This is a genomic window from Corynebacterium vitaeruminis DSM 20294 (genome assembly GCF_000550805.1).
Taxonomy (GTDB): domain Bacteria; phylum Actinomycetota; class Actinomycetes; order Mycobacteriales; family Mycobacteriaceae; genus Corynebacterium; species Corynebacterium vitaeruminis.
Genome location: NZ_CP004353.1, coordinates 1934600 through 1958373, shown reverse-complemented (window position 1 = coordinate 1958373; position 23774 = coordinate 1934600). Strand labels below are relative to the sequence as shown.

Annotated in this window: 23 protein-coding genes; 12 read left to right on the top strand and 11 right to left on the bottom strand. The window is 66.9% G+C overall.

Annotated elements, in window-relative coordinates; genetic code table 11:
• Nucleotides 1-21: 21 nt before the first annotated feature.
• From lspA to B843_RS08950, 3 genes are read left to right on the top strand one after another with little or no spacing between them, the layout of a single operon-like run.
• The gene (gene lspA / locus B843_RS08960; RefSeq protein ID WP_025253176.1) at nucleotides 22-477 is read left to right on the top strand and encodes a signal peptidase II; all 456 of its coding nucleotides are present in this window, start codon (nucleotides 22-24) and stop codon (nucleotides 475-477) included.
• Nucleotides 478-514: 37 nt separating this feature from the next.
• The gene (locus tag B843_RS08955; RefSeq protein ID WP_051483573.1) at nucleotides 515-1396 is read left to right on the top strand and encodes an RluA family pseudouridine synthase; all 882 of its coding nucleotides are present in this window, start codon (nucleotides 515-517) and stop codon (nucleotides 1394-1396) included.
• Nucleotides 1393-1956: a hypothetical protein gene (locus B843_RS08950; protein ID WP_025253174.1), complete on the top strand. Its 564-nt coding sequence runs from the start codon at nucleotides 1393-1395 to the stop codon at nucleotides 1954-1956. Before B843_RS08955 ends, B843_RS08950 begins: the two co-directional genes overlap by 4 nt.
• A gap of 147 nt (nucleotides 1957-2103) precedes the next feature.
• Here B843_RS08950 and rarD read toward each other — a convergent pair whose 3' ends face one another.
• Complete coding sequence (rarD, locus tag B843_RS08945) at nucleotides 2104-2982, bottom strand: EamA family transporter RarD (protein ID WP_025253173.1); 879 nt, start codon at nucleotides 2980-2982, stop codon at nucleotides 2104-2106.
• A gap of 186 nt (nucleotides 2983-3168) precedes the next feature.
• Here rarD and dnaE point away from each other — a divergent pair, with 186 nt between their 5' ends.
• The gene (dnaE, locus tag B843_RS08940; protein WP_025253172.1) at nucleotides 3169-6729 is read left to right on the top strand and encodes a DNA polymerase III subunit alpha; all 3561 of its coding nucleotides are present in this window, start codon (nucleotides 3169-3171) and stop codon (nucleotides 6727-6729) included.
• A 57-nt stretch (nucleotides 6730-6786) separates the two neighbouring features.
• On the opposite strand, the gene B843_RS08935 is transcribed toward dnaE, so the two are convergent.
• Genes B843_RS08935 through B843_RS08925 form a run of 3 tightly spaced genes read right to left on the bottom strand, consistent with a single transcriptional unit; the run spans nucleotide 6787 to nucleotide 8860 of the window.
• Complete coding sequence (locus B843_RS08935) at nucleotides 6787-7257, bottom strand: cyclophilin-like fold protein (RefSeq protein ID WP_025253171.1); 471 nt, start codon at nucleotides 7255-7257, stop codon at nucleotides 6787-6789.
• Nucleotides 7254-7841: a DapH/DapD/GlmU-related protein gene (locus B843_RS14200; protein ID WP_025253170.1), complete on the bottom strand. Its 588-nt coding sequence runs from the start codon at nucleotides 7839-7841 to the stop codon at nucleotides 7254-7256. The genes B843_RS08935 and B843_RS14200 overlap by 4 nt, the downstream gene beginning before the upstream one ends.
• A gap of 8 nt (nucleotides 7842-7849) precedes the next feature.
• On the bottom strand, nucleotides 7850-8860 hold the full coding sequence (locus B843_RS08925; protein WP_025253169.1) for an alpha/beta hydrolase: 1011 nt from the start codon (nucleotides 8858-8860) through the stop codon (nucleotides 7850-7852).
• Nucleotides 8861-9012: 152 nt separating this feature from the next.
• Between B843_RS08925 and B843_RS08920 the strand changes: the two genes are divergently transcribed.
• The 5 genes from B843_RS08920 (at nucleotide 9013) to B843_RS08900 (ending at nucleotide 12705) form a co-directional block, all read left to right on the top strand.
• On the top strand, nucleotides 9013-9987 hold the full coding sequence (locus B843_RS08920; protein ID WP_025253168.1) for a LysR family transcriptional regulator: 975 nt from the start codon (nucleotides 9013-9015) through the stop codon (nucleotides 9985-9987).
• A gap of 38 nt (nucleotides 9988-10025) precedes the next feature.
• Nucleotides 10026-11330: a threonine ammonia-lyase IlvA gene (gene ilvA / locus B843_RS08915; protein ID WP_025253167.1), complete on the top strand. Its 1305-nt coding sequence runs from the start codon at nucleotides 10026-10028 to the stop codon at nucleotides 11328-11330.
• Between the two features lie 85 nt (nucleotides 11331-11415).
• Entirely contained in the window at nucleotides 11416-12051 is a 636-nt protein-coding gene (locus B843_RS08910) for a YigZ family protein (protein WP_025253166.1), read from the top strand.
• Nucleotides 12052-12061: 10 nt separating this feature from the next.
• Nucleotides 12062-12295 carry a hypothetical protein gene (locus B843_RS08905; protein WP_025253165.1) on the top strand — a complete coding sequence of 78 codons (234 nt, stop codon included), beginning with the start codon at nucleotides 12062-12064 and terminating at the stop codon, nucleotides 12293-12295.
• 20 nt (nucleotides 12296-12315) lie between these two features.
• A complete protein-coding gene (locus tag B843_RS08900; RefSeq protein ID WP_025253164.1) occupies nucleotides 12316-12705 on the top strand; it encodes an RNA-binding S4 domain-containing protein in 390 nt (129 codons plus the stop codon).
• An 89-nt stretch (nucleotides 12706-12794) separates the two neighbouring features.
• Here B843_RS08900 and B843_RS14025 read toward each other — a convergent pair whose 3' ends face one another.
• The 6 genes from B843_RS14025 to B843_RS08875 all read right to left on the bottom strand — a co-directional run bounded on the left by B843_RS14025 (nucleotide 12795) and on the right by B843_RS08875 (nucleotide 19536).
• Entirely contained in the window at nucleotides 12795-12932 is a 138-nt protein-coding gene (locus tag B843_RS14025) for a hypothetical protein (RefSeq protein ID WP_155994023.1), read from the bottom strand.
• A gap of 102 nt (nucleotides 12933-13034) precedes the next feature.
• Nucleotides 13035-14048 carry a GTP pyrophosphokinase gene (locus B843_RS08895; protein ID WP_025253163.1) on the bottom strand — a complete coding sequence of 338 codons (1014 nt, stop codon included), beginning with the start codon at nucleotides 14046-14048 and terminating at the stop codon, nucleotides 13035-13037.
• A gap of 113 nt (nucleotides 14049-14161) precedes the next feature.
• A complete protein-coding gene (locus B843_RS08890) occupies nucleotides 14162-14773 on the bottom strand; it encodes a hypothetical protein (RefSeq protein ID WP_025253162.1) in 612 nt (203 codons plus the stop codon).
• A 147-nt stretch (nucleotides 14774-14920) separates the two neighbouring features.
• Nucleotides 14921-16285: an exonuclease domain-containing protein gene (locus B843_RS08885; RefSeq protein ID WP_025253161.1), complete on the bottom strand. Its 1365-nt coding sequence runs from the start codon at nucleotides 16283-16285 to the stop codon at nucleotides 14921-14923.
• 173 nt (nucleotides 16286-16458) lie between these two features.
• Nucleotides 16459-18717, bottom strand: coding sequence for a glycogen debranching protein GlgX (glgX, locus tag B843_RS08880; protein WP_025253160.1), 2259 nt, complete (start codon nucleotides 18715-18717; stop codon nucleotides 16459-16461).
• A gap of 258 nt (nucleotides 18718-18975) precedes the next feature.
• A complete protein-coding gene (locus B843_RS08875; RefSeq protein WP_025253159.1) occupies nucleotides 18976-19536 on the bottom strand; it encodes a TetR family transcriptional regulator in 561 nt (186 codons plus the stop codon).
• A 240-nt stretch (nucleotides 19537-19776) separates the two neighbouring features.
• On the opposite strand from B843_RS08875, the gene B843_RS08870 reads away from it, so the two are divergent.
• Both B843_RS08870 and B843_RS08865 read left to right on the top strand, forming a co-directional pair.
• Nucleotides 19777-20439 carry a hypothetical protein gene (locus B843_RS08870; RefSeq protein ID WP_155895133.1) on the top strand — a complete coding sequence of 221 codons (663 nt, stop codon included), beginning with the start codon at nucleotides 19777-19779 and terminating at the stop codon, nucleotides 20437-20439.
• A 129-nt stretch (nucleotides 20440-20568) separates the two neighbouring features.
• On the top strand, nucleotides 20569-21147 hold the full coding sequence (locus B843_RS08865) for a DUF2567 domain-containing protein (RefSeq protein WP_025253157.1): 579 nt from the start codon (nucleotides 20569-20571) through the stop codon (nucleotides 21145-21147).
• Nucleotides 21148-21151: 4 nt separating this feature from the next.
• Here the strand turns inward: B843_RS08865 and B843_RS13830 are convergent, their stop codons facing one another.
• Nucleotides 21152-22099 (bottom strand): YbjN domain-containing protein, encoded by a 948-nt coding sequence (locus tag B843_RS13830; protein WP_025253156.1) that lies wholly within the window; start codon nucleotides 22097-22099, stop codon nucleotides 21152-21154.
• Between the two features lie 301 nt (nucleotides 22100-22400).
• Between B843_RS13830 and hisD the strand changes: the two genes are divergently transcribed.
• On the top strand, nucleotides 22401-23720 hold the full coding sequence (hisD, locus tag B843_RS08855) for a histidinol dehydrogenase (RefSeq protein ID WP_025253155.1): 1320 nt from the start codon (nucleotides 22401-22403) through the stop codon (nucleotides 23718-23720).
• Nucleotides 23721-23774: the final 54 nt, after the last annotated feature.

Below are 23774 nucleotides of genomic sequence, written 5' to 3'. Positions count from 1 at the left end.
TCAAAGAGTTTTGTCGGCATCATGGCGGTGATCGTCGTGGTCGTTGCTGCGCTCGATCAGCTGGTCAAGGCGCTGATGATCAACCTCTTGGCGGACGGGCCCATCTACGTTTTGGGGGACTGGTTCCGCTTCCGCCTCCTGTTCAACTCGGGCGCGGCGTTCAGCATGGGGGAGAGCTCCACGTGGCTGTTCACCTGCATCCAGCTGGCCTTCGTGGTGGGCATCGCGATCTACGCCCGCAAGGTCAAGGACCCCTGGACGGCGGTGGGGCTGGCGATGGTCGCCGGCGGCGCCGCGGGCAACCTCATCGACCGGCTCTTCCGCGCGCCGAGCTTTTTCCTCGGTCACGTCGTAGACTTCATTTCCGTGGGCAACTTCGCGGTGTTCAACATTGCCGACGCCTCCATCACCTGCGGCGTCCTCGTGTTCATCGTCGGGGTGCTCTTAGAGGAGCGGAAGGAGGCCGCCCGTGCGTGAACACAAGAACCTCGTCGTGCCCGAAGGCCTTGAGGGCATGCGGGTCGACGCTGCGTTGTCCAAGCTCCTCGGCATCTCCCGCACCGTCGCGGCCGAGCTGGCTAAGGCCGGCGAAGTGCTGGTCGACGGCAAGGTCGTGGGCAAGTCCGACCGGCTCACCCCGTCTGCGTGGCTGGAGGTGACCCTGCCCGAACCCGACGCCCCGCTTCTGCCCAAGGAAGAGCCGGTGGAGGGGATGGAGATCCTCTATTCGGACGAGGACGTCATCGCCGTGGACAAGCCCGTGGGCGTGGCCGCCCACCCGACGGTCGGCTGGGAGGGCCCCACCGTCATCGGCGGGCTGGCCGCCGCGGGCTTTCGGATCTCCACCTCGGGCCCGCCGGAGCGCAAGGGGATCGTTCAGCGCCTCGACGTGGGCACCTCGGGCGTCATGGTGGTCGCCGCCAGCGAGCGCGGCTACTCGGTGCTCAAGCGCGCCTTCAAGGAGCGCACGGTGTCCAAGACCTACCACGCGCTGGTCCAGGGCCACATGGACCCGCTGACCGGCACCATAGAGGCGCCGATCGGACGCCACCCGTCCTCGGGCTGGCGCTTCGCGGTGACCAGCGAGGGCAAGCACGCGGTCACCCACTACGAGACCCTCGAGGCCTTCGCGGAGGCCTCGCTGCTCAAGGTTCACCTGGAGACCGGCCGCACCCACCAGATTCGCGTGCACATGTCGGCCGTCCACCACCCCTGCTGCGGCGACCCCATGTACGGCTCCGACCCCACCCTGTCCGAGCGCCTCGGTCTCAACCGCCAGTGGCTGCACGCGGTCTCGCTCGGGTTTCATCACCCGGCCGACGGGCGCTGGATGGAGATCACCTCGCCCTATCCGCCCGACCTGCAGCACGCGCTCGACGTGCTGCGCGCGGAATGAGCCCGCGGGGGCTGCGCGGCCTCGACACCATCGACCGCGTGCGCGTGGCGATCGCCGCGCTGAGCGTCATTGCGCTGGTCGCTGTGGTCATCGCCCTCGGCGGCAAGGACTGGGTCTCCAAACCAACCAACCTCAACGGTGACACGCTCGGCCAGCAGTCCGGCGAGTCGCTACCCGATTACCTTGTGCGGGCACGCACTAGCCTCGAGGCCGCATCGGGCACCGAGTTCGCGCTGGTGACGTTTTCTCGCCCGTTGAGCTCGCAGGAGGCGGGCGCGTTGCTTGACGACGAAAACCTTCGGCGCGTCAACGCGGCCATCCCGGAGGCCAGCGTGCCCGTGGCCCTGCCCGAGCCGACCGCGGGGAAGAGCCGCGCCGAGGTGCTGGCGCAGCAGCTTGCCTTGGCCCACGCCGAGGACCTGCTGGGCGGCGTCGTGGTCTACTCGGACGCGGACTCGCTGCGGTCCCTCGCCGCCCACGAGGGCGTGCTCGCCGTCGAGTCCTTGCCGGAGGACGCCGCGTGGGGCCGGATCGGGGTGCGTCCGGTGGAGCTCGGGTAGGCGCTTGCCTCGCGGGCGCAAACAAGCGCATGTTTGACGGCGCGGGCGTGCAATCCGCCCGTATCCGCGCATTTGTTCGCCCGCGCTTTCCAAAACCCCAGGTGGTCAGATCTGCTACCGCGCAGGTGCGCGGCGATAGGGAGGGGGCTACTCCGGCGCCTGCTCGATGACCTTCTTGCGCCCGCGCGAGCTGAGCACGATGTCGGCCAAGTAGACCGCCACCGAGATCCAGATGATGATGAAGCCGACCCAGCGGATGGGCTCTAGGTGCTCGGACTTGACGAAGACCGCCCACAGCATCTGGATGGTGGGGGTCACGTACTGCATCATGCCGATCGTCGATAGCGGGATGAGCTTGGTGGCCATGCCGAACAGCAGCAGCGGCACGGCGGTGACCAAGCCCGCGCTGACCAGCAGCGCCATGTGACCGGTGCCGTTTCCAAAAAAGGTGCCGGTTCCCTTTGCCTCCAGGTAGCCGAGGTAGGCCAGCGCCACCGGGACGATGACGAGGGTCTCGCCAGCCAGCGAGGCGGTGGGGGAGAGATCGAGGCCCTTCTTGACCAGGCCGTAGAAGCCGAAGCTGAACGCGAGCCCCAGCCCGATGATCGGCGGGTGCCCGCCGACGACGGTGAGCACCAGCACCGCGAAGGTGGCGATCAGAACCGATGCAGTCTGGAGCTTGCGCAGGCGCTCGGAAAGGAACACAACGCCGAGCACGACGCTGACCAGCGGGTTGATGAAGTAGCCGAGGGCGGCGTCGGCGACGTGCCCGGAATTGACCGCGATGACGTACAGAAGCCAGTTCGCGGCGATGAGCACGGAGGCTGCCGTGACCCGCAGCCACGTCTTGAGGCTGGCCGCTCGGAGCTCGCCCCACTGCTTGGTCACGGTGATGACGATGGCCATGAACACGCCGGTCCACACGATGCGGTGGGCGATGATCTCCACCGGGGCCGCTGGCTCCAGCAGCGGGAAGAAGGCGGGAAACAGTCCCCAGAGCAGGTAGGCCAGCAGTCCGTAGATCATTCACAACATGTTAGCCGTACCTTAGGAAGAACCCGCTGCCGGGAACCGCTCCGAGGGGACAAAAGGCCCTAAAGAAAATGATGTTCACATGCCTTTGGTGGGCGTCGGAAAGCAAAAGCCCACGTCAAATGGCCGAAATGAAAACGGAAAACCGCGAGTTTGACGCTTCCTCTAAACTCTTCAGGCATGGCGAAAAAATCTTCCTTTGTGCACCTCCACAACCACACCGAGTACTCGATGCTCGACGGAATGGCGAAGGTGGACATGCTCGCGAAGGAAGTCACCAGGCAGGGGATGCCCGCCGTCGGCATGACCGACCACGGCAACATGTTCGGCTCCGATGCGTTCTACCGCGCGATGACCGCCGCGGGCGTCAAGCCGATCATCGGCATCGAGGCCTACCTCGCGCCCGAGAGCCGCTTCAACAAGCAGCGCGTGCGCTGGGGCGAGCCGCACCAGAAGGCCGACGACGTCTCCGCGTCCGGCGCCTACCTGCACCAGACCATGCTGGCGGAGACCCCGGAGGGCCTGCGCAACCTCTTCTATCTTTCCTCGATGGCCTCCTACGAGGGCCAGCTGGGCAAGTGGCCGCGCATGGACGCCGAGCTCATCGCCGAGCGCGCCACCGGCATCATCGCCACCACCGGCTGCCCGTCCGGTGACGTGCAAACCCGACTTCGCCTCGGACAGTTCGACGAGGCGCTCGAGGCCGCCGCGATGTGGCAGGACATCTACGGCAAGGAGAACTACTTCCTCGAGCTCATGGACCACGGCCTCGACATCGAGACCCGCGTGCGTTCCGAGCTGCTCGAGATCGGCCGCAAGCTGGACCTGCCGCCGCTGGTGACCAACGACTGCCACTACGTGCTGGAATCCCAGGCGCCCGCGCACGAGGCCATGCTCTGCGTGCAGACCGGCAAGACCCTCTCCGACCCGGACCGCTTCAAGTTCGACGGCTCCGGCTACTACATCAAGACCGCCGAGCAGATGCGCGAGACCTGGGACCACCTCGTCCCCGACGCCTGCGACAACACCCTGTGGATCGCCGAGCGCGTCCAGGACTACAGCTCCCTGTGGGAGGAGCACCCCCACGACCGCATGCCGATCGCGGACGTGCCCGAGGGACACACCCCGACCACCTGGCTGCACCACCAGGTCATGGAGGGGCTCCAGGACCGCTTCCCGGGCGCGGAGGTGCCGCGCGAGTACATCGAGCGCGCCGAGTACGAGATCTCGGTCATCGACATGAAGGGCTACCCGTCCTACTTCCTCATCGTCGCCGAGCTCATCAAACACGCCCGCAGCATCGGCATCCGCGTCGGGCCTGGCCGTGGCTCCGCCGCGGGCGCGCTGGTCGCCTACGCGCTGACGATCACCAACATCGACCCGATCGAGCACGGCCTGCTGTTCGAGCGATTCCTCAACCCGGAGCGCCCGTCCGCGCCCGATATCGATATTGACTTCGACGATCGCCGCCGCTCCGAGATGATCCGTTACGCCTCCGAGCGCTGGGGCGAGGACAAGATCGCCCAGGTGATCACCTTCGGCACGGTCAAGACCAAGCAGGCGCTCAAGGACTCCGCCCGCGTGCAGTACGGCCAGCCCGGCTACCAGATCGCCGACCGCATCACGAAGGCGCTCCCGCCGGCCATCATGGCCAAGGACATCCCGCTGTCCGGCATCATGGACCCGGAGCACCCGCGCTACGGCGAGGCCGCCGAGGTGCGCAACCTCATCGAGACCGACCCGGATGTCAAGAAGATCTACGACACCGCGCGCGGCCTCGAGGGCGTGGTCCGCCAGGCCGGCGTCCACGCCTGCGCGGTGATCATGGCATCCGTGCCGCTCATGGATCACATCCCGATGTGGAAGCGCGCCGCCGACGGTGCGCTCATCACCGGCTGGCCGTACCCCGCCTGCGAGGCCATCGGCCTGCTGAAGATGGACTTCCTGGGCCTGCGCAACCTCACCGTCATCGGCGACGCCCTGGAAAACATCAAGATCAACCGCGGCGAGGAGCTCCACCTCGAGTCGCTGACCACGGACGACCCCAAGGTCTACGACCTGCTCTCCCGCGGCGACACTCTTGGCATCTTCCAGCTCGACTCCGGCGGCATGCAGGACCTGCTCAAGCGCATGCAGCCGACCGGCTTCCACGACATCGTGGCGTCGCTCGCGCTCTACCGTCCGGGCCCGATGGGTGTTGAGGCGCACTGGAACTACGCGGACCGCAAGAACGGCCGCAAGCCGATCGAGCCGATCCACCCGGAGCTCGAGGAGCCGCTCAAGGAGATCCTGGAGGAGACCTACGGTCTCATCGTCTACCAGGAGCAGATCATGCGCATCTCGCAGAAGGTGGCCAACTACACCGCCGGCGAGGCAGACGGGTTCCGCAAGGCGATGGGTAAGAAGAAGCCCGAGGTCCTGGCCAAGCAGTACGACAAGTTCTGGGCAGGCATGCAGGAAAACGGCTTCTCCAAGGACGCGATGGACGCCCTGTGGGGCACCATCGAGCCGTTCGCCTCCTACGCGTTCAACAAGTCCCACGCCGCGGGCTACGGTCTGGTGTCCTACTGGACGGCTTACCTCAAGGCGAACTACACCGCCGAGTACATGGCGGCCCTGCTCACCTCGGTCGCGGACAAGAAGGACAAGTCCGCCATCTATCTCTCCGACTGCCGCCACCTGGGCATCTCGGTGCTCTCGCCGGACGTCAACGAGTCCGCCCTCAACTTCCTCCCGGTGGGCACCGATATCCGCTTCGGCCTGGGCGCGGTACGCAACGTCGGCGAGGACGTCGTGGCCTCGATCGTCAAGGCCCGCGAGGAGAAGGGGCTATTCAAGGACTTCTCGGACTACCTAGACAAGATCGACACCGTGGCCTGCAACAAGCGCGTGACGGAGTCGCTCATCAAGGCGGGCGCCTTCGACTCGATGGGGCACCCGCGCAAGGGCCTCATGATGATCCACGAGGACGCCGTCGACTCCGTGATCAGCACGAAGAAGGCCGCGGACAAGGGCCAGTTCGACCTGTTCGCGGGCTTCGGCGGCGAGGAATCGGTGGCGGAGAACGTCTTCGCGGTCTCCGTCCCCGACGAGAACTGGGACCGCAAGCACCAGCTCGCCCTCGAGCGCGAGATGCTCGGCCTCTACGTCTCGGGCCACCCGCTCGACGGCTTCGAGGAGGCGCTCGACGCGCAGACGGACACCGCGCTGACCACCTACCTCTCCGGCGAGCTCAAGCACGGCACCGAGGTGCAGATCGGCGGCATCATCTCCGCCGTCGACCGCCGCTACTCCAAGAAGGACGGCTCGCCGTGGGCGATCGTCACCATCGAGGATCACCACGGCGCGTCCGTGGAGCTGCTGGTGTTCAACAAGGTCTACGCCATCGTCGGCTCGCAGATCGTAGAGGACAACATCGTGTTGGCCAAGGCGCATGTGTCCATCCGCGACGACCGCTCCTCGCTGTTCTGCGACGACATGAAGATCCCCGACCTGGGCCCGGGCAACGGCTCCGGCCTGCCGCTGCGCCTGACCATGCGCACCGAGCAGTGCACCATGGCGAACATCGCGCGCCTGAAGGAGGTGCTGCTTGCCAACGCGGGCGAGTCGGATGTCTACCTCAACCTCGTCAACGGGGAGGAGTCGACCGTCATGATCCTGGGGGAGGGGCTGCGCGTGGCCCGCACCGCTTCGCTCATGGGCGACCTCAAGGCGACGATGGGCCCCGGCATCATCGGCTAGGTCACCGTAGGCGTCGATAAGCGTGCTTTTGCTTGTCGACGCCTATAGCACCGCGCCTTAAAGAGACAGGGTGACGCTGACGCCGTCGGGGCCGAGGATCTCCTTGAGCTCGGTGGCGTCGACGCCCTCGATGCGGCCGAGGCGGGTAAACGGCCAGGAGTTCGGCGCGTAGTAGATGACGAACTGGTTGCCCTGGTAGAGGATGAGATCGCCGGGCTGGGCGTCGGTGGGCTCGTCGTTGCGGGGCAGCTGCGCGGGCAGCGAGCCGACCTTTTCCTGGTTGCCGTAGTCGTGGGCGTCGACGACGACCGGGCCCTTCTCGAGCAGGTCGCGCAGGGCGTCGGCCGAGGAATTGTCCTCGAGCGCGGCGGTAAGTATGTGGCCGTTGGCCTCAAGGGTGATCATGGTGGTGCTTTCTGTGGTGGGAGTTTCTGTTTCGAGGTTGTCCGTCGTGGGGGTGGCGCTGCAGGCGGCCGCGAGGGGAGCGGCGAGGGCGACGGTCGCGAGGAACGACTTGAGGCGCGTCACCGCTGGATCTCCTTGATCACGCGCGCGGGCACGCCCGCGGCGACGGTCATGGCGGGAACGTCGCGGGTGACCACGGAGCCCGCGGCGATGGCGGCGTAATCGCCGATGCTTACCCCGGGCAGGATGGTGGTGTTCGCGCCCACCCACACGCCCTCGCCCAGCCGGACCGGTGCGGGAAGCAGCACGTCGCGTTTTGACGGACGAAGGTCGTGATTGAGCGTGGCGATGACGAGGTTGTGGCCGAGGAAGCAGCCGTCGCCGATCTCGATGCCTCCTTGGTCCTGGAAGCGGGCGCCGGAGTTGACGAACACGCCCCGGCCGAAGCGGATGTTGCGGCCGAAGTCCGTGGTAAACGGCGGCAAGAGGCGAAATCCTTCGTCGAGCCGCGTGCCGGTGATCTGCTCCATGATGCGGCGGATCTCCGCGGCGTCGAGCGGAAGGGTGTTGAGCCTAGTGGTGAGCATCCGGTTGTCGGCGGCGACGGCGGACATCACCTCGTGCAGCGGGTGCTCCGCGGCGAGCGGGAGGCCCTGGTTGAGGTGCCGGAGCAGCTCGGCGAGGCGCTGGGGGCTGTGTTCGCTCATGCCTTCGCCTACTTCGCGGGGCGGTTGCTCAAGTTCTTGCGGAAGAATTCCTCGATCGTCTCCCACGGGATGGCGCCGGTTTCGCCGCCGTCGTAGAGGTCGCAGTGGCTGGCTCCGTCGACGATGACCTTTTCCTTGTTGCCGGGCGCGATGCCTGCGGCGAGCGCCTCGTAGGCGGTCTCCCCGAAGTAGCGGGAGTGCGCGAGCTCGCCGTGCAAGATCATGGCCGCGTTCTCGATCTCGCCGATGTAGTGCAGGAACCGGGCGTTGCCGTAGGACATGATGCCGGTGCCGTTCCAGCCATCCGTGGAGTTTCCGGAGCGCTCGTGGTAGCCGCGCGGGGTCTTGTAGTAGGCGTGGTAGTCCTTGACGAACTGCGGCGCGTCGTCGGGGAGCGGGTCGATGACCCCGCCCGCACGGGCGTAGGTCCCGGCGGCGTAGTCGGCGGTGCGCTGCGCGGCGAACGCACGGCGAGCGGCGTTGCGGGCCTGCGGGTTGTCGGCCTGGTCGAAGTAGCCGTTACCGCCCACCCGGGTCATGTCGTACATGGTGGAGGCCACGGTGGCCTTGATACGCGGATCGGTGGCCGCGGCGTTGAGCGCGATGCCACCCCAGCCGCAGATGCCGATGATGCCGATGCGCTCGGCATCGACGTCCTCGCGGGCGCCGAGGTAGTCCACCGCGGCGAGGAAGTCCTCGGTGTTGATGTCCGGGGAGGCCACGCGCCGGGGGAAGCCGCTGGACTCGCCGGTGAAGCTCGGGTCGAAAGCGAGGGCGAGGAAGCCTCGCTCGGCCATGGTCTGCGCATAGAGTCCGGAGCTTTGCTCCTTGACGGCGCCGAAGGGGCCGGAGACCGCGAGCGCCGGCAGCGGGGAGGTGGCGTCCTTGGGGGAGTAGAGGTCGGCGGCTAGTTCGAAGCCGAAGGTGGTGCGGAAGGTGACCTTTTCGTGGTTGACCTTCTCGGAGCGGGGGAAGACCTTGTCCCACTCGCTAACGAGGGTGAGTTCGGTGGTGCTCATGGTGAGCCTACTTTCTGTGAGTGAATCGTCTGCGGCTTTGTGCCTCACCATCAACGGTAGAAAGCGCGGAAAGAAATTACCAACAGTTATTTTTGATGGTCTAGTATAAGGAAAACAGATAGTTTCGTGGGCATGAAGGGAACGGAGCAGAAATGGACGTCTACGTGCTGAGGAACTTCCTCGCGATCGCCGAGCACGGCAACATGACGCACGCCGCCGAGGCCCTGCACATCTCCCAGTCGGCGCTGTCCATGCAGGTCAAGCGCCTCGAGGGAGAGCTGGGGAAGCAGCTGTTCGTCCGCCACAGCAGGCACCTCGCGCTCACGGACGAGGGGCAGCTGCTCAAGCAGCGGGCGGAGACCATCGTCGGCCTCATGGACAAGACGGTCGCGGAGTTCCACGCCCTCGACGAGCTCGGCGGCGGCGAGATCCGCGCGGGCTGCGCCGAGTCGCACCTCATTGGCCGCTTCGCTCGGGCGTTTGCCTCTTTCCGGGAGGATTATCCACGCGTTCGCATTGACATCACCAGCGGCGGCACCGACCAGGTGCTGGGGCTTCTGGCTCGCGACGAGATCGACCTGGCGATCATCGTCGAGCCGCCCCACCTCGACCGCTACCACTTCATCGAGGTGCCGGGTACCGACGAGTGGGGCGCGGTTGTCCGCGCCGACGACCCCTTGGCGGAACTCGGCGAGGTCACCGTGGACGACCTGGTCGGCCGCGAGCTGCACATCTCCCGCCAATCGCTCACCGAGGACCTGCCGCGCTGGGCGGGCCCGCGGCTGGGCGAGCTGCGTTTCCTCGGCCACTACAACCTCGCCTACAACGGTGCAGTGTTCGTGCGCGAGGGCCTCGGCGTCTTGCTCACCTTCCGCCACCTCATCGACTGCCACCCGGGCTCGGGCCTGTACTTCCGGCCGCTGTCGCCCCCGCTGCGTAACAAGATGTTCATCGTGTGGCAGAAGAACCAGGTGTTCACCCCCATCGTGCAGCGCTTCGTGGAGCACCTGACGGCGGTCTTGGGGCGGGCGGGGCATGTCGGGCTCACCGCGGAACACGGTGACACGGCGGGTGGCGAGGTGGCTAGCGAAAAGGCCGGTCGAAAGGGAGGAAAACCGGCCCCCTAGGGCACGAACGCGCGGCGAAGTGACTAAGATTTGCTTCCATGAGTACCGCACAGAACGCACAGTCAGAAAAGATTCGAGCAGGCGAAGTCCATGCTTCTGACATTCAGGTCGCTCAGGCCCGAATTTCCGCGTTCATTGCACCCACCCCGCTGCAGTACTGCCCCCGCCTGTCGGAGATCACCGGCGCGCAGGTGTACCTCAAGCGCGAGGACCTGCAGTCGGTGCGCTCCTACAAGATCCGCGGCGCGGTCAACGCCATCTCACAGCTCACGGAGGCCCAGTGCGAGGCCGGCATCGTCGCCGCCTCCGCCGGAAACCACGCCCAGGGCGTGGCGTTCGCCTGCCGTTCGATGAACATCAAGGGCCGGATCTACGTGCCCAGCGCCACCCCGAAGCAGAAGCGCGACCGCATCATGGTCCACGGCGGCAAGTGGGTCGAGCTTGTGGTCACCGGCGACAACTTCGACGAGGCCGCCCAGGCTGCCCGCGAGTACGCGGCGAGCACCGGGGCGACCATGATCGAGCCCTTCGACAACCGCGACACCATCATCGGTCAGGGCACAGTGGCCGCCGAGATCCTCTCCCAGCTGACCAGCCTGGGCAAGTCGCTGGACACCATCGTCATCCCCGTGGGCGGCGGCGGGCTGCTGGCCGGAAACCTGAGCTACCTGGCCGACATGTCCCCGCGCACCGCCGTGGTCGGCGTCGAGCCCACCGGCGCGCCGTCTATGAAGGCGGCGCTGGAGGCCAACGAGCCGGTCACCCTGGAGTCGGTGGATTCCTTCGTCGACGGCGCGGCCGTCAAGCGCCTAGGCGACCTCAACTTCGAGATCATCGAGGCCAACAAGGGCCGGCTGCACGCCATGAACGTCAGCGAGGGCGCGGTGTGCACCGAGATGCTGGATCTGTACCAGAACGAGGGCATCATCGCCGAGCCCGCGGGTGCGCTCTCGGTCGCGGGGCTCAAGGAGCTGAAGCTGGCCAAGGACGAGGTCGTCGTGTGCATCATCTCCGGCGGCAACAACGACGTCCTGCGCTACTCCGAGGTGATGGAGCGCTCGCTCGTCCACCGCGGCCTCAAGCACTACTTCCTCGTGAACTTCCCGCAGGAGCCGGGCCAGCTGCGCACCTTCCTCAACGAGATCCTGGGGCCGGACGACGACATCACCCTGTTCGAGTACCTGAAGCGCAACAACCGCGAGACCGGCACCGCGCTGGTCGGCCTGCAGCTGGGCAACGCCAAGGACCTGGACGGGCTGCTCGAGCGCATGGCGGAGTCGCGCATTGACTGCCGCCGCCTCGAGCCCGATTCCGTCGAGTACAGCTACCTGGTGCGCAACTAGCGCACTTGCCCAGTGCCCCATCCCGCCGCGTGAGCGCGTCTCCTACCTCCACGCGGCGGCACCGTCTTGCGAGGAGGACGCCCGCGTGGAGCTAAGCTACCGCCGCCCCGCAGCCAACGAGGAGTTCTTCTCCGAGCTGGAGATCAAGCGCTCCAAGTTCCTCACCTTCATCGCCCGCGCCACCACCGAGCAGGAGGCCCGGGAGTTCATCGGCGAGCTCAAGCACCGCTATCCCGATGCCCGCCACCACTGCAGCGCCTTCATCGTTGCGGTGGAGGACGCCAACGCCATCGAGCGCTCCTCCGACGACGGCGAGCCCGCGGGAACGGCCGGCACGCCGATGCTCGACGTCCTGCGTGGCAGCGGGCTTTTCGACGTCGTCGCCGTAACCGTCCGCTACTTCGGCGGGATCAAGCTCGGGGCCGGCGGCCTCGTGCACGCCTACTCCGAGTCCGTGAGCCGGTGCCTCGAGCAGGTCGTGAGCGTGGTGCGCAGCAGGCGCGAGCTCTACCGGGCCACCTTCAGCCACGCCGACGCCGGCCGCATCGAGGCCGAGCTGCGCGGGCGCGGCTACCTCATCGTCGGCACCGACTACGGCGCCCGGGTGACCTACACCATCGCCGTCGCCCCCGGCGCCAAGCCGGAGCTGGAGGCCACCCTCGCGGCGCTGACCTCCGGCGGCGCCCGGGTGGTGGATGCCGGAATCGACTGGGTGGAATAGAATCTACGGCATGACTATGCAGCAGCGTCCCAATAACCCGATCGCCCAGCGCAAGGCGGATGTTCGCCGCTACTCCCGCAACGCGGCGGTCTCCGTCGGCGTCGGCGTCATCGGCGGCGTGGCCCTCTGGGGGCTCACCGGCGGCTTGGGCTACCTCATCATCGGCCTCATCATCGCCGTGGTCGGCGGCTGGTACAACTGGAACAAGGTCCAGCAGATCGTAAACCACAAGGACAACTACTAAAAGACCGAAGAAGGCTCCCCATGACCGCACCCGCCGAGGCCGACTCAGCCCCTGTGCGCATCGACGTCTGGGTGTGGGCGGTGCGGCTTGTCAAGACCCGCACGCTCGCCGGCGAGGCCTGCAAGGCGGGGCACGTCAAGCTCAACGGCCAGGCGGTCAAACCCTCCCAGACCGTGGTGCCGGGCGATCGCGTGAGGGTGTGGGTCGAGCACCGCGAGCACGACGTCGAGGTGGTGCGCACCATCCGCAAGCGCGTAGGCGCGGCCGTGGCGGCCACCTGCTACATCGACCACTCGCCCCCGCCGCCCCCGAAGGAGATCCTCCTCTCCATGCCCCGGCGCGACCGGGGAACCGGGCGCCCGACGAAGAAGGAGCGGCGCGAGATCGACCGGCTCCAGGGGAGGCGCTAACGCGCAGCGGCGAGGCCAGCTCGCCGGAGCAGACGCAAAAAGGGCGGCGGCACGACACCGTGCCGCCGCCGTTTTAAGGCGTCAAGAAATTACAGCCCCAGGCCCCAGTCTGCGGGCGGGAAGTTGATGCCCATCGGGCGGAAGAAGTCGGCGATGGACAGCGCCCAGACGTGGAGGAAGTCGGCGACCTCGGGGTAGTCTGCGAGGGAGGGCATGGAGGAAAGCACGATTTTCTCCTAGCTGAGTTGGGCGATGACCGCCGAGCGGGCGATCACAGCTGCGGATGAATAAGTGTGCCTCCAACTGTAGCAGCGTGGGAGGCAATTTCCCTAGGCGCGCCCGGCGCCGCCGGACTCTTTGTCCTCGCGCAGCGCCTCCAGGCGGTGCCGGAGCTTGCCCGCGCGCTGGGCTGCCCGGGAACCGAGCTCGCCGGTCTTCGCGATGTGCTCCTCGCCGAAGCGGTTGAGCAGGAGGTCGTCGATGATGCGGATCTGGCCGGGCTTGAAGCGGTACTTCATCTTCGCGGTCACCTCGTCGATGGCCGAGGGACGAAGGAGCTCGCGCAGCTGGGAGACGGTCTCCACACCATGGGCGTCGAGAAGCTCCTCGAGGAAGGAGTAGTCCGCCGTGCGCGACTGCGGAAAGCGCGTGCCCACGATCATCGCGATGATGCCCGGCAACGTCTTGGCGGTGAGCTCCACGTCGAGGTTGGGGCTGCCGTCCGGCTCCTGGATGGCCGCGATCTGGTCGAACTGCTGGTCGGCGAGCTCGATGAGGCCGGCCGCCAGCGTGAAGGCGCGATCCACGCGCGGGTCGAGCTTCTGGCCGGAGCGCTTGTAGCGGATGTCGTGCTCGAACTCGGCCCAGGCGTGCTGCAGCACCGTGCGGATCTGCACCTCGAACTGGAAGCCCTGGTAGCTGGCGAGCTCCTCGACGCGGTCGTCGACCTCGAGGATCAGGTGGTGCGAGCCGTAGCCGAAGTCGCCCGCGATGCGGGTCTGCGCGGCTTTGTCCACCGAGCGGATAACGATGAACTGATCGCGCAGCGCCTCGATGATCTCCGGGATCTCGGTGGAGTGCAGGGTGGTGATTCGCACGCCGATGAGGTCGTGGATGTCCTCCCACGGGTGCGGGTAGACCAGCTCGCCCGACGGGGTGCGCTTGCTGGCCTTGGTGCGCAGCGAGCGCCACTGCTTCATGCGCGCGCTCACGCGGTCGTAGGTGAGACCGGCATCGGAGAGCACCGACTCGATGGCTTCGATGAAGTCCTCGGCCGCGTTCGGGTGCGCCCGTTCGAAGGCGACGTAGCGGTCGTGGAGCACTGCCAGGTTCTTCGTTGCCACGGTGAGGAAATAGCCTTTCTGCGCGCTCGCTTGCCCGCCTTTATCTCCTTCTACGATCCACGTCCATCTTAGCCAAGCGTTCCGACGCCTACGGCCACCGCCGCGATGCCGCCCTACGCCGCGGCCATCGCTGGCAGGCGTTCCTCGTAGGACCAGTACCGCGGGAAGCCCTCCCGGCAGACGATGTAGGTTCCCCCGTCTACTCCATAGTTCGCCGAGACGAAGTCCTCCCACTCCCCAAGGGGTGCGGAGGCCGGGATGGCCGCCAGCACGCTGGGATCCGGGCAGGAGTAGATGACGGGCTCGCCGAGGAGGTCGGTGAAGTGGGCGTCAAGGATCTCGAGCGAGCGCGGGTGGGCGAGCCAGCTCGAGGCGAGCGATCCCGCCACCTGCACCTGCATGCCGGGGGTGCGCGCGCCGGTGAGCGCTGCGAGCGGGCGGTGCCTAAATGCGTAGCCAAGCGGCGCCTGCGCCTTGGCCAGCAGGTTACGTACGCCCAGCTCCCAGGCGGCGTGCGGCTGGATCCGTAGGTAGGACAGCGCCGCGTTGCTGAGCACCAGGCCGTCTAGGAGGAAGCCGCACACGAAGTCGGCGGACAGGGCCATCCCGGCCGGGGCGTGGGTGTATTCCTCCTCGCCGAGCCGCGGGCGTTCGAGCCAGCGGGCGTGCTGCAAGCTCAGCTGCAGGCGCTCGGGCGCACCGGGGACGGAGGAGGGTAGGTGCATGAGGGGGCGTCCTTTGCGTGTGTCCGGTGTCGGCGCCAGCGCTTAAGCGCTGGCGGGTCGGTCACAGGCTTTGGACGCAGTAGCTCGTCGATCGGTTCCGAACTTTTTCCGCGTTGCTTGGCCGCGCTGCGCGGAACCGAAAACAGGCTAGAACGGTGGTTGCTCGTCCGCGTCGAGGCCCAGCTCCTTAAACAGCTGCTTCTCGTCCCACATCGCGATCTCCTGGCCTTTCGCGATGAGCTCCTCAGCGCGCTTTTGCTTGCTGGTGACGCTGTCCCACGGCCCGATGACGAGCAGGGTGGTCTTCTTGGTGACGTTCTTGCCGATCGTCGCGCCGCGCTCGGCCATCATCTTCCACAGCATGCCCTTGTCAAAGGGCTCGAAGTCGCCGGTGAGCGTGACCACCTGGCCGAACAGCGGGCCGGAGGCGTCGGCGTCGAGGTTGGCCTCGGGCACGACGTCGGGGGCGGCGGCCCTCGCCCAGCGCGCGGGCTTGCGGGCGGACTTCTTCGGCGCCTCCTGCTGCTCGGCGGGCGAGTCCCAGGCGCTTCCGACGGCCGCGGCCTCGGTGGCCGCCCCGGTGAGCACCGGGCCCTGCGTCATCGGCTTCTTGAGCACCGGGAAGACGCGCTGGCCGTCGAGGGTGCCGAGGCTAAAGCCCCAGTCCTGGAAGAGGTCCGCGAATCCGAGCTCCTTGTGGTCCAGGCGGGCGAGCTCGACGATGATGCGGCCGCATGCCTTGGCGTCGGCAAGCGCGTCGTGATGCTGGAACTCTCCCACGCCGAGGTGGGTGGCCACGGTGGGCAGCTTGTGATTCTTGATCATGAGGTCGGCGTGGCGCGCGGCCGCGAGCGAGCAGCCGAAGGTGAGCTCGGGCACCTGGACCCCCGCCGCGTGGGAGGCGCGCGAGAACGCCGTCATGTCGAACTGCGCGTTGTGTGCGACCACCGGCAGGTCGCCGATGAAGGCGAGCATCTCGGGCAAGACGTCCGCGTAGTCGGGGGCGTCCGCGACCTTCTCGGCGGTGATGCCGTGGATGGAGATGTTGAACGGGTCGAAGCGGTTCAGGGCGGCGGGCGGCTTGCACAGCCACTCCCGGCTGTCCACCGGGTCGCCGTCGCTGAATCGCACCACGCCGATCTGGCAGATGGAGCCCCAGTCCTCGTTTGCCGTTTCGACGTCCACGGCCACGAAGCTCAGCCCCGGCACGAGCCGCGGCAGCGGGCGGTCGCCGGTGATGAGCGCCTCGATCTGGTCGACCAGGCTGCGCTGCTCGCCCGTGCCGCGGGGCGGGAAGCTAATCGCGAGCGCCCCGCCCGCGGATCGCTCGACCTCCACGACGCCGGGGTCGAAGTCGGTGGCGGCGCGCGCGATGCCGACGCCCGTGATGTCGTCGACCGCAAGCACCGTCGCGCCGCTACCCAGGGCACCCGCGAGCAGGTGGGGGAGCAGCTTCAGCTCGGTGCTGGTGAGCTCGACGTCGAATCCATGGGCGCGGATAAGCGTGGTCATGAAGAAGTGTGGTCCTTTCCCGATCGCGAGCGTGCCGCCATCGGTGAGGCGTAGGAGTGCGGCGGTGTTCCAACTATTATGCCCTCCACCCTACAAGCGGGGCTGGGCTGCGCGCGGAAAAGGCCCGGGGTCCAGCTCAGGGAGCCTCCGGGCCTTTCTCGGCGCCTGGCGATCTAGGCGTAGTCGATGGACGGCGTCGAGTACTCGTCCAGCGCGCTCGTCGTCGGCGTCACCTTCGGGGCGGCCGCCGGGGGTACCTTCTCGTCCTTCTTCTCCGAGGGGACCGGGACCATCTGGCGCAGCAGCATCATGGAGCGGCTGGGCACGATGAGCGTGCCGTCGGCGTCGATGACCTTGGCCTCGTTCGGGTAGCCGGTGGACACCGTGGTGTCCACGATGAGCTTCCACTGCGGGCCGAACTGCGCCGATGGCAGGGTGAACTCGATGTCGTCGAAGTGGGCGTTGAACATGAGCAGGAAGGAATCGTCGACGATCGGGTTACCGCGCTCGTCCGGCTCGGCAATGGCGCGGCCGTTGAGGTAGACCATGAGCGACTTGCCGAAGGCGAAGCCCCAGTCGTCCTGCGTCATGAGCTTGCCGGAGGGCACCAGCCACGCGATGTCGCGATCCATGGCGTCCTTACCCAGCGGGCCGCCCGCGAGGAATCGGCGCCGGCGGAACACCGGGTGGTTGGCGCGGATCCGGATAAGCCGGCGTGTGAAGTCGACCAGCTCGGAGTGCTCCTCCGCGAGCTTCCAATCCACCCAGGCGATCTCGTTGTCCTGGCAGTAGACGTTGTTGTTGCCGCCCTGGGTGCGCGCCATCTCGTCGCCGTGGGCGATCATCGGCGTGCCCTGGCTCAGAAGCAGGGTGGTGAGGAAGTTGCGGCGCTGGCGCGCGCGCAGGTCGAGGATCTTCGGGTCCGTGGTCGGGCCCTCCTCGCCGCAGTTCCAGGAGCGGTTGTGGCTCTCGCCGTCGCGGTTGTCCTCGCCGTTGGCGGAGTTGTGCTTCTCGTTGTAGCTGACCAGGTCGTTGAGCGTGAAGCCGTCGTGCGCGGTGACGAAGTTGATCGATGCGGTGGGGCGGCGGCCATTGTTCGCGTACAGGTCGGAGGAGCCGGTCAGGCGGGAGGCGAACTCGCCCAGGGTGGAGGGCTCGCCGCGCCAGAAGTCGCGCACGGTGTCGCGGTACTTTCCGTTCCACTCGGTCCACAGCGGCGGGAAGTTGCCCACCTGGTAGCCGCCCTCGCCGACGTCCCACGGCTCGGCGATGAGCTTGACCTGGGAGACCACCGGGTCCTGCATGACGAGGTCGAAGAAGGTGGCCAGCTTGTCCACATCGTGGAGCTCGCGGGCAAGCGTCGAGGCCAGGTCGAAGCGGAAGCCGTCGACGTGCATCTCGGTGACCCAGTAGCGCAGGGAGTCCATGATCATCTGCAGCGGGTGCGGGTCGCGGACGTTGAGCGAGTTGCCGGTGCCGGTGTAGTCCATGTAGTGGAACTTGTTGCCGTCGACGAGGCGGTAGTAGGCCTCGTTGTCGATGCCGCGGAACGCGATGGTGGGACCCATGTGGTTGCCCTCGGCGGTGTGGTTGTAGACCACGTCGAGGATGACCTCGATGCCGGCGGCGTGGAAGCTGCGGACCATGCCCTTGAACTCGGAGACGGCGCCGCCCGGCTTGCGCGCGGAGGCGTAGTCGGCCTGAGGCGCGAAGAACCCGAAGGTGTTGTAGCCCCAGTAGTTGCGCAGGCCCAGGTCGCGCAGGCGGTCGTCCTGCAGGAACTGGTGCACCGGCATGAGCTCGATGGCGGTGATGCCCAGGTCCTTGAGGTAGCCGATGATCGCGGGGTGGGCGAGGCCCGCGTAGGTGCCGCGCAGTTCCTCCGGGACCTCCGGGTGGGTCATGGTCATGCCCTTGACGTGGGCCTCGTAGATGACCGTCTGGTGGTACGGGGTCTTCGGCGGGCGGTCGGAGCCCCAGTCGAAGAACGGGTTGACCACGACGGACAGCATGGTGTGGCCCAGGCTGTCCTCGGTGTTGCGGCCGTTGAGGTCGTCGGGCTTGGTGATGTCGTAGCTAAACAGCGACGGGTGCCCGTCGAAGTCGCCGTCGAAGGCGCGGGCGTACGGGTCCACGAGCAGCTTGTTCGGGTCGCACCGCTTGCCGTTGGCCGGGTCGTAGGGGCCGTGGACGCGGTAGCCGTAGCGCTGGCCGGGGGAGACCCCCGGGAGGTAGCAGTGCCAGATGTGGTGGTCGACCTCGTCGAGCGGGATGCGCTCCTCTTCGCCCTCACGATTGATCAGGCACAACTCGACCTTCTCAGCCACGTCAGAAAAGATCGCAAAATTTGTTCCGGCGCCGTCGTAGGTGGAGCCAAGCGGATAGGCTGCACCGGGCCAGACTTTGTGCTTTTGTGCTGAGATTTCGCTCATAAGTAGGGATTCTACCTACATGACCCGGCTAATTCGTGAAGAAGTGCGAAGTTGTGAGCAAGGTAAGGCTTATGTCTGTTTGCCCGATCGGGCACGAGCGTGGTTTTCGGTGGTCGGCGCGCACAGGCGGCGTCGATTCCCCGCACAGCGCGTGCAAAGTTGTGAGGAAGCCGAGACACGCGCCCCGATGTGAGGTGGCCCCCACATGCACCCCAGACTGAGAGCGCGTCTCAGGATTCAATTGGCAGGTCCGCGCCTCTAGGCGGCCGCGCCCTTCTCGATGAGATTGACGCCGGCCCGGAACTGATCGTCGAAAAGCGAGGACAAGGAGTCAAGCTCCGCGGTGCACTCCGGGTCGTCGGCGGTGGGGAAGGAAGCGATGAGCTTTTGCTGCTGGGTCTGCTCCAAGACGGTCGCGCCGAGCAGGAAGTGGAGCGCGGTGGCGGCGGCGATGCCGGCGGTGGCGGGGGCGGACTCGGCCAGGCAGCCGACGAGCCGCCCCTCGACGGCCTCACGCAGGGACACCTCGGTCAGCGCGGCGCTCAGCAGCTCGGCTCCGTCGCGGTGGCGCAGCATGATCGCGCGCAGATCGAGGCAGGCTGTGGCGAAGTCGGCCTCGACCGGTCCGCTCAGGAACGGGTCGAGGAACGCGCGCGCGATGGCGTCAATAAGCGCCTGCTTGTTTTTGAAATGCCAGTACAGCGCGCCCGGGGCGACGCCGAGTTGCGTGGCCAGCCGCCGCATCGTCATGTCCGCAAGCCCGAAGGAATCCAGGATGTCGATGCTGGCGTCGATGATGATGTCCTTACTTAATTGCACGAATTACACAGTATATTGTTTGCCCTCGCGCAGGGTGCTTTTCTCGCTTGTCGACGCCAAGGCGGGTGCGCATTCGGATAACTGCTCTTAAGCGTAGGGCGGGTTCTTGCTATAGTTGTGCACCTGTAACGACTGTGGCTCATGAGAAGATGAGACAACTGGGTGTGGAAGCCGGTTTCCCAAGGACTGAAGGTGACACCCCGGCACCGAGACGTAAACATTCTGTTAGGAGAAACTCCCTTGCTTATCCGTTCCCCCAAGAACGCAATGAAAGCCTCCCTCGTGGCGGTGACCGCGATCGCCGCCCTCGGGATGAGCGCGTGCGGCTCCGGTGACGAGGGAGACTCCTCCTCCAGCTCTTCCACCGCCGCCACCAGCGCGAGCGCCACCACCTCGGCGGCGACCTCCTCAGCGGCCGCCAGCTCGTCTGCAGCGTCCGAGAGCACCACCGAATCCGCGGCCGAGGACACCCAGGCCGCGGACGATGCCGCGGCGGCAGCAGCGGCAGCCCAGCAGGCGCTGGCCAACGCGACCCCGCAGGCCCCGGTCGACAACGGCTCCCCGGCATCCGCCGCCGATGCCCAGGCGATCACCGACCTGGTCATGGGCATCAACCAGGCAACCACCCTGCGCTCCTACCTGTCCTACCTGCCGGATCACCTGTGTGACAGCCAGATCGAGGCCAACGGCGGCCGCCAGGCATTCGACGTGAGCCAGATCGAGGATGTTCCGCTGACCTCCATCCCGGGTCTTGAGTCCGGCGCGCATGTCGATTCGGTCTCCGACATCATGGTGAGCGGCAACACTGCCTCGGCTAGCGTCACCGGCACCGCCGGTGGAAACACCACCACCGAGACCCAGCGCTTCCTCAACGAGGGCGGCACCTGGAAGTTCTGCAGCTAGTCGCGTTGTCCCGCGCGTCGTGATCGTGCTTGCCTGCACGACCGCGATGCGCGCGTTTTTCGAAGGCTACCGCCAGCGCGGTAGCCTTTAGCTATTGCTCGCCCCACCCCAAGGAGTTGGATTCCCTTCATGGTCAAGCTAGCCGTGAGCCGGCGCGTCGGTAGTTATGCCGGCGTCGTTGTCGTGACGATGCTGTCGTTCCTCATCACCGGCGCCCTCTGGGGCGCGCTGCGCCCGGGCTACCAGGCGACGGTCATCGAGGAGAGCCGGGTGGAGCTGGGCACCGAGGCGAACGTGGAGTTCACGGCGTTTTTCTGGTTCGTGCTCGCGAGCGCGGTGATCGGCGGCGCCGTGGCGCTCGTGACCTACCTGCGCTCGCCGCGCACCCGCGGGGTGGCCATGCTGCTGTGGATCGTGGTGTGGGTGCTCGTCGGCGCCCAGGGCTTCATCTTCGTGGGGGAGTGGGTGACCAACCTCGTGCACGGGGTGGACTCGCCGGAGTCCCTCAACGTCGGCGACACCGTCACCTACGTTCCCTACTTCAGCGCGGGCCTGGCGGGCAACGTCGTCGGCGGGTTCTGGGCGGCGCTGATCTACTGGTGCCTCATGGTCAGCGACCCGACCATGCACGCGCCGGAGGCCGCCGACGATGGCGCGCAGGATCCCCAAACATCGGCGGTCGCAGCTGCCCAAGGCGGCAAGTCCTAGGGGCCTACTCCGGCCAGTCGACCGCGGAGGCGCCCGAGACCTCGATGGACAGCGTGTCGATGCACTTCAGGATGTGGTGCACCGCCAGCGAGAGGTTGTGGACCAGCTGCTCGTCGTTGAGCCCCGCGCCCGCGTCGCAGACGAACTCCACGCGGATCTGCAGTCCCTCCTCGTCGAAGGTGCAAAACGCCTTCGTGCTCACGTGGTTCTCGTTCCATTCGTTGCACACGAGGAAACACCGCATGAAGTCGCGCTCCGGGTTGAGGTCGGGGTCCCAGTGCCCCTTGATCAAAAGGCTTGGCCCGGACTCGATGAAAAAGCCCATGAGGATGGAGTTCACCCAGGCCAAAAGCGCGATGTCGTCGCCCTGGGTCTTGGAGATCCCCAGCTCGTCGAGCGCCGCGCGGGTGCGCTCTAAAGTGACGGGCGTGGGCTCCTGGGCGTCGATGAGCGAATCCACGTCGTCGAAGGCGTTGTCGCGGGCGGTGCTCGGCTGCGTGAGCTCGGGGAAGGCCTCGCTGAAGGCGTCCGCGGCGTAGGAGCTTGCCTCGGCGGTGATGTGGATGAACGACTTGAGCTGCTCGAAGGTGGCTCCGCGGTCGATGGCGAGCGTGGAGCGGAAGTTGAGCCGGATGGAGCCGTCGTCGTCGATGTGCAGCACGGCGGTGGGGTTGACGCGCTGGCCGTTCCACTCGGCGATCTTCTTCGCCAGGGCGTTGACAGAGCTGAGGTCGCTGCGCCCGGCCATGGTCGCGTCGATGCACAGCACGCGGGCGTAGTCGTCCTCGAAGCGGATGAGCAGGTCGTGGTTCGGCCAGGGCAGCTCGATGCGATCCTCGACGGTGCCCTTGGTGACGTCGTAATGGAACCCCAGGTCCTCGAGCGCGCGCAGGACGAGGCGTTGATCAACGAAGACGGGCGTGTGCGTTCGCTGATGTGCGTCGTCGGCCATGGGAACTGTCCTTCGGTGGAGGAAGCGCTGTACGTAGCAATTGTAGGTGGGCGCACGCACCCGCGCGGCGGTTTTTGGGAAGAGGGAGCAACGAGGCTGGTCGTTCCGCCTCGAGTGCCTGCCGAGGCACTCTACACCTATTTTTGGGAGTCGAATCACCCGCGGGCGGCGTCTCAAAATATAATGGACGGGTACTGGTCTCTGCCTTCGTCGGCTTCGGCGGGGCAGAGGCAGAATTGTATTGTCCGCGCCGTCGACCACCGTCGACGCACAAGGCTTTGAACACGAGGAAGCACACAACATGCTGAATGTCATCGATCTGCGGGGCCATCGGCCGTCGACAAGCGAACTGCGTCGCGCACTGCCTCGCGGAGGAACCGACATTCAATCGGTCTTGCCCGTGGTGCAGCCGCTCGTCGATGACGTCCGCCTCCGCGGCGAGCAGGCGGCGCTCGAGTACGGCGAGAAGTTCGACCGCGTCCGCCCGGACAGCGTGAAGGTTCCCGCCGAGGTCATCGCGGCGGCCCTTGAGAACCTCGAGCCCCAGGTGCGCGAGGCGCTGGAGGAGTCGATTTCGCGCGTGCGCAAGGTCCACTCCGAGCAGGTTCCCGTAGGCCACACCACCGAGCTTTCCGCCGGCGGCACCGTGACCGAGAAGTTCATGGCCGTCGACCGCGTGGGCCTCTACGTGCCGGGCGGCAACGCCGTGTACCCGTCCTCGGTGATCATGAACGTCGTCCCCGCGCAGGAGGCGGGCGCGTCCACCATGGTCGTGGCCTCCCCGCCGCAGGAGCAGTTCGGCGGCTGGCCGCACCCGACCATCCTCGCGGCCTGCTCGCTGCTCGGCGTGGACGAGGTGTGGGCCGTCGGCGGCGGCCAGGCGATCGCGCTTCTGGCCTACGGCGACGACGCCGCCCAGCTCGAGCCGGTCGACATGATCACCGGCCCCGGCAACATCTACGTCACCGCCGCCAAGCGGCTCGTGCGTTCGGTGTGCGGCATCGATTCCGAGGCGGGCCCCACCGAGATCGCCATCCTGGCCGACGCCACCGCCAACCCGGTGTGGGTCGCCTACGACCTCATCAGCCAGGCCGAGCACGACGTCATGGCCGCCTCGGTGCTCATCACCGACTCCGTCGAGCTCGCCGAGGCGGTGAAGAAGGAGGTTGAGGAGCGCTACAGCGTCACCCTCAACTCCGAGCGCGTCGCCGAGGCGCTCAAGGGCCAGCAGTCCGGCATCGTGTTGGTCGACGACCTCGAGATGGGCATCGCCGTGGCCGACGCGTATGCCGCCGAGCACCTGGAGATCCACACGGAAAACGCCCGCGAGGTCGCCGAGCGCATCCGCCACGCGGGAGCCATCTTCGTCGGCGGGTTCTCCCCGGTCCCGCTGGGCGATTACTCCGCGGGCTCCAACCACGTGCTGCCCACCTCGGGCTCGGCCCGCTACAGCTCGGGGCTGTCCACGCACACCTTCCTGCGCGCGGTCAACCTCATCGAGTACGACGAGGCGGCGCTGAAGGAGATCTCCGGCACCGTCATCGCGCTGGCCGACGCCGAGCAGCTGCCCGCCCACGGCGAGGCCATCAAGGCCCGCTTCGAGGACCTCTCCGCTAAGTAGCGGAGGCGGGGTAGACCCCGCCTCGGGGCGCAGCGACCGCGCCCGACACTACGC

Excerpts from the sequence above, each read along its gene's own strand:
- lspA (WP_025253176.1), top strand. The coding sequence starts at position 22 with ATGGCGGTGATCGTCGTGGTCGTTGCTGCGCTCGATCAGCTGGTCAAG.
- B843_RS08955 (WP_051483573.1), top strand. The coding sequence starts at position 515 with ATGCGGGTCGACGCTGCGTTGTCCAAGCTCCTCGGCATCTCCCGCACC.
- B843_RS08950 (WP_025253174.1), top strand. The coding sequence starts at position 1,393 with ATGAGCCCGCGGGGGCTGCGCGGCCTCGACACCATCGACCGCGTGCGC.
- rarD (WP_025253173.1), bottom strand. The coding sequence starts at position 2,982 with ATGATCTACGGACTGCTGGCCTACCTGCTCTGGGGACTGTTTCCCGCC.
- dnaE (WP_025253172.1), top strand. The coding sequence starts at position 3,169 with ATGGCGAAAAAATCTTCCTTTGTGCACCTCCACAACCACACCGAGTAC.
- B843_RS14200 (WP_025253170.1), bottom strand. The coding sequence starts at position 7,841 with ATGAGCGAACACAGCCCCCAGCGCCTCGCCGAGCTGCTCCGGCACCTC.
- B843_RS08925 (WP_025253169.1), bottom strand. The coding sequence starts at position 8,860 with ATGAGCACCACCGAACTCACCCTCGTTAGCGAGTGGGACAAGGTCTTC.
- B843_RS08920 (WP_025253168.1), top strand. The coding sequence starts at position 9,013 with ATGGACGTCTACGTGCTGAGGAACTTCCTCGCGATCGCCGAGCACGGC.
- ilvA (WP_025253167.1), top strand. The coding sequence starts at position 10,026 with ATGAGTACCGCACAGAACGCACAGTCAGAAAAGATTCGAGCAGGCGAA.
- B843_RS08905 (WP_025253165.1), top strand. The coding sequence starts at position 12,062 with ATGACTATGCAGCAGCGTCCCAATAACCCGATCGCCCAGCGCAAGGCG.
- B843_RS08900 (WP_025253164.1), top strand. The coding sequence starts at position 12,316 with ATGACCGCACCCGCCGAGGCCGACTCAGCCCCTGTGCGCATCGACGTC.
- B843_RS08890 (WP_025253162.1), bottom strand. The coding sequence starts at position 14,773 with ATGCACCTACCCTCCTCCGTCCCCGGTGCGCCCGAGCGCCTGCAGCTG.
- B843_RS08885 (WP_025253161.1), bottom strand. The coding sequence starts at position 16,285 with ATGACCACGCTTATCCGCGCCCATGGATTCGACGTCGAGCTCACCAGC.
- glgX (WP_025253160.1), bottom strand. The coding sequence starts at position 18,717 with ATGAGCGAAATCTCAGCACAAAAGCACAAAGTCTGGCCCGGTGCAGCC.
- B843_RS08865 (WP_025253157.1), top strand. The coding sequence starts at position 20,569 with ATGGTCAAGCTAGCCGTGAGCCGGCGCGTCGGTAGTTATGCCGGCGTC.
- B843_RS13830 (WP_025253156.1), bottom strand. The coding sequence starts at position 22,099 with ATGGCCGACGACGCACATCAGCGAACGCACACGCCCGTCTTCGTTGAT.
- hisD (WP_025253155.1), top strand. The coding sequence starts at position 22,401 with ATGCTGAATGTCATCGATCTGCGGGGCCATCGGCCGTCGACAAGCGAA.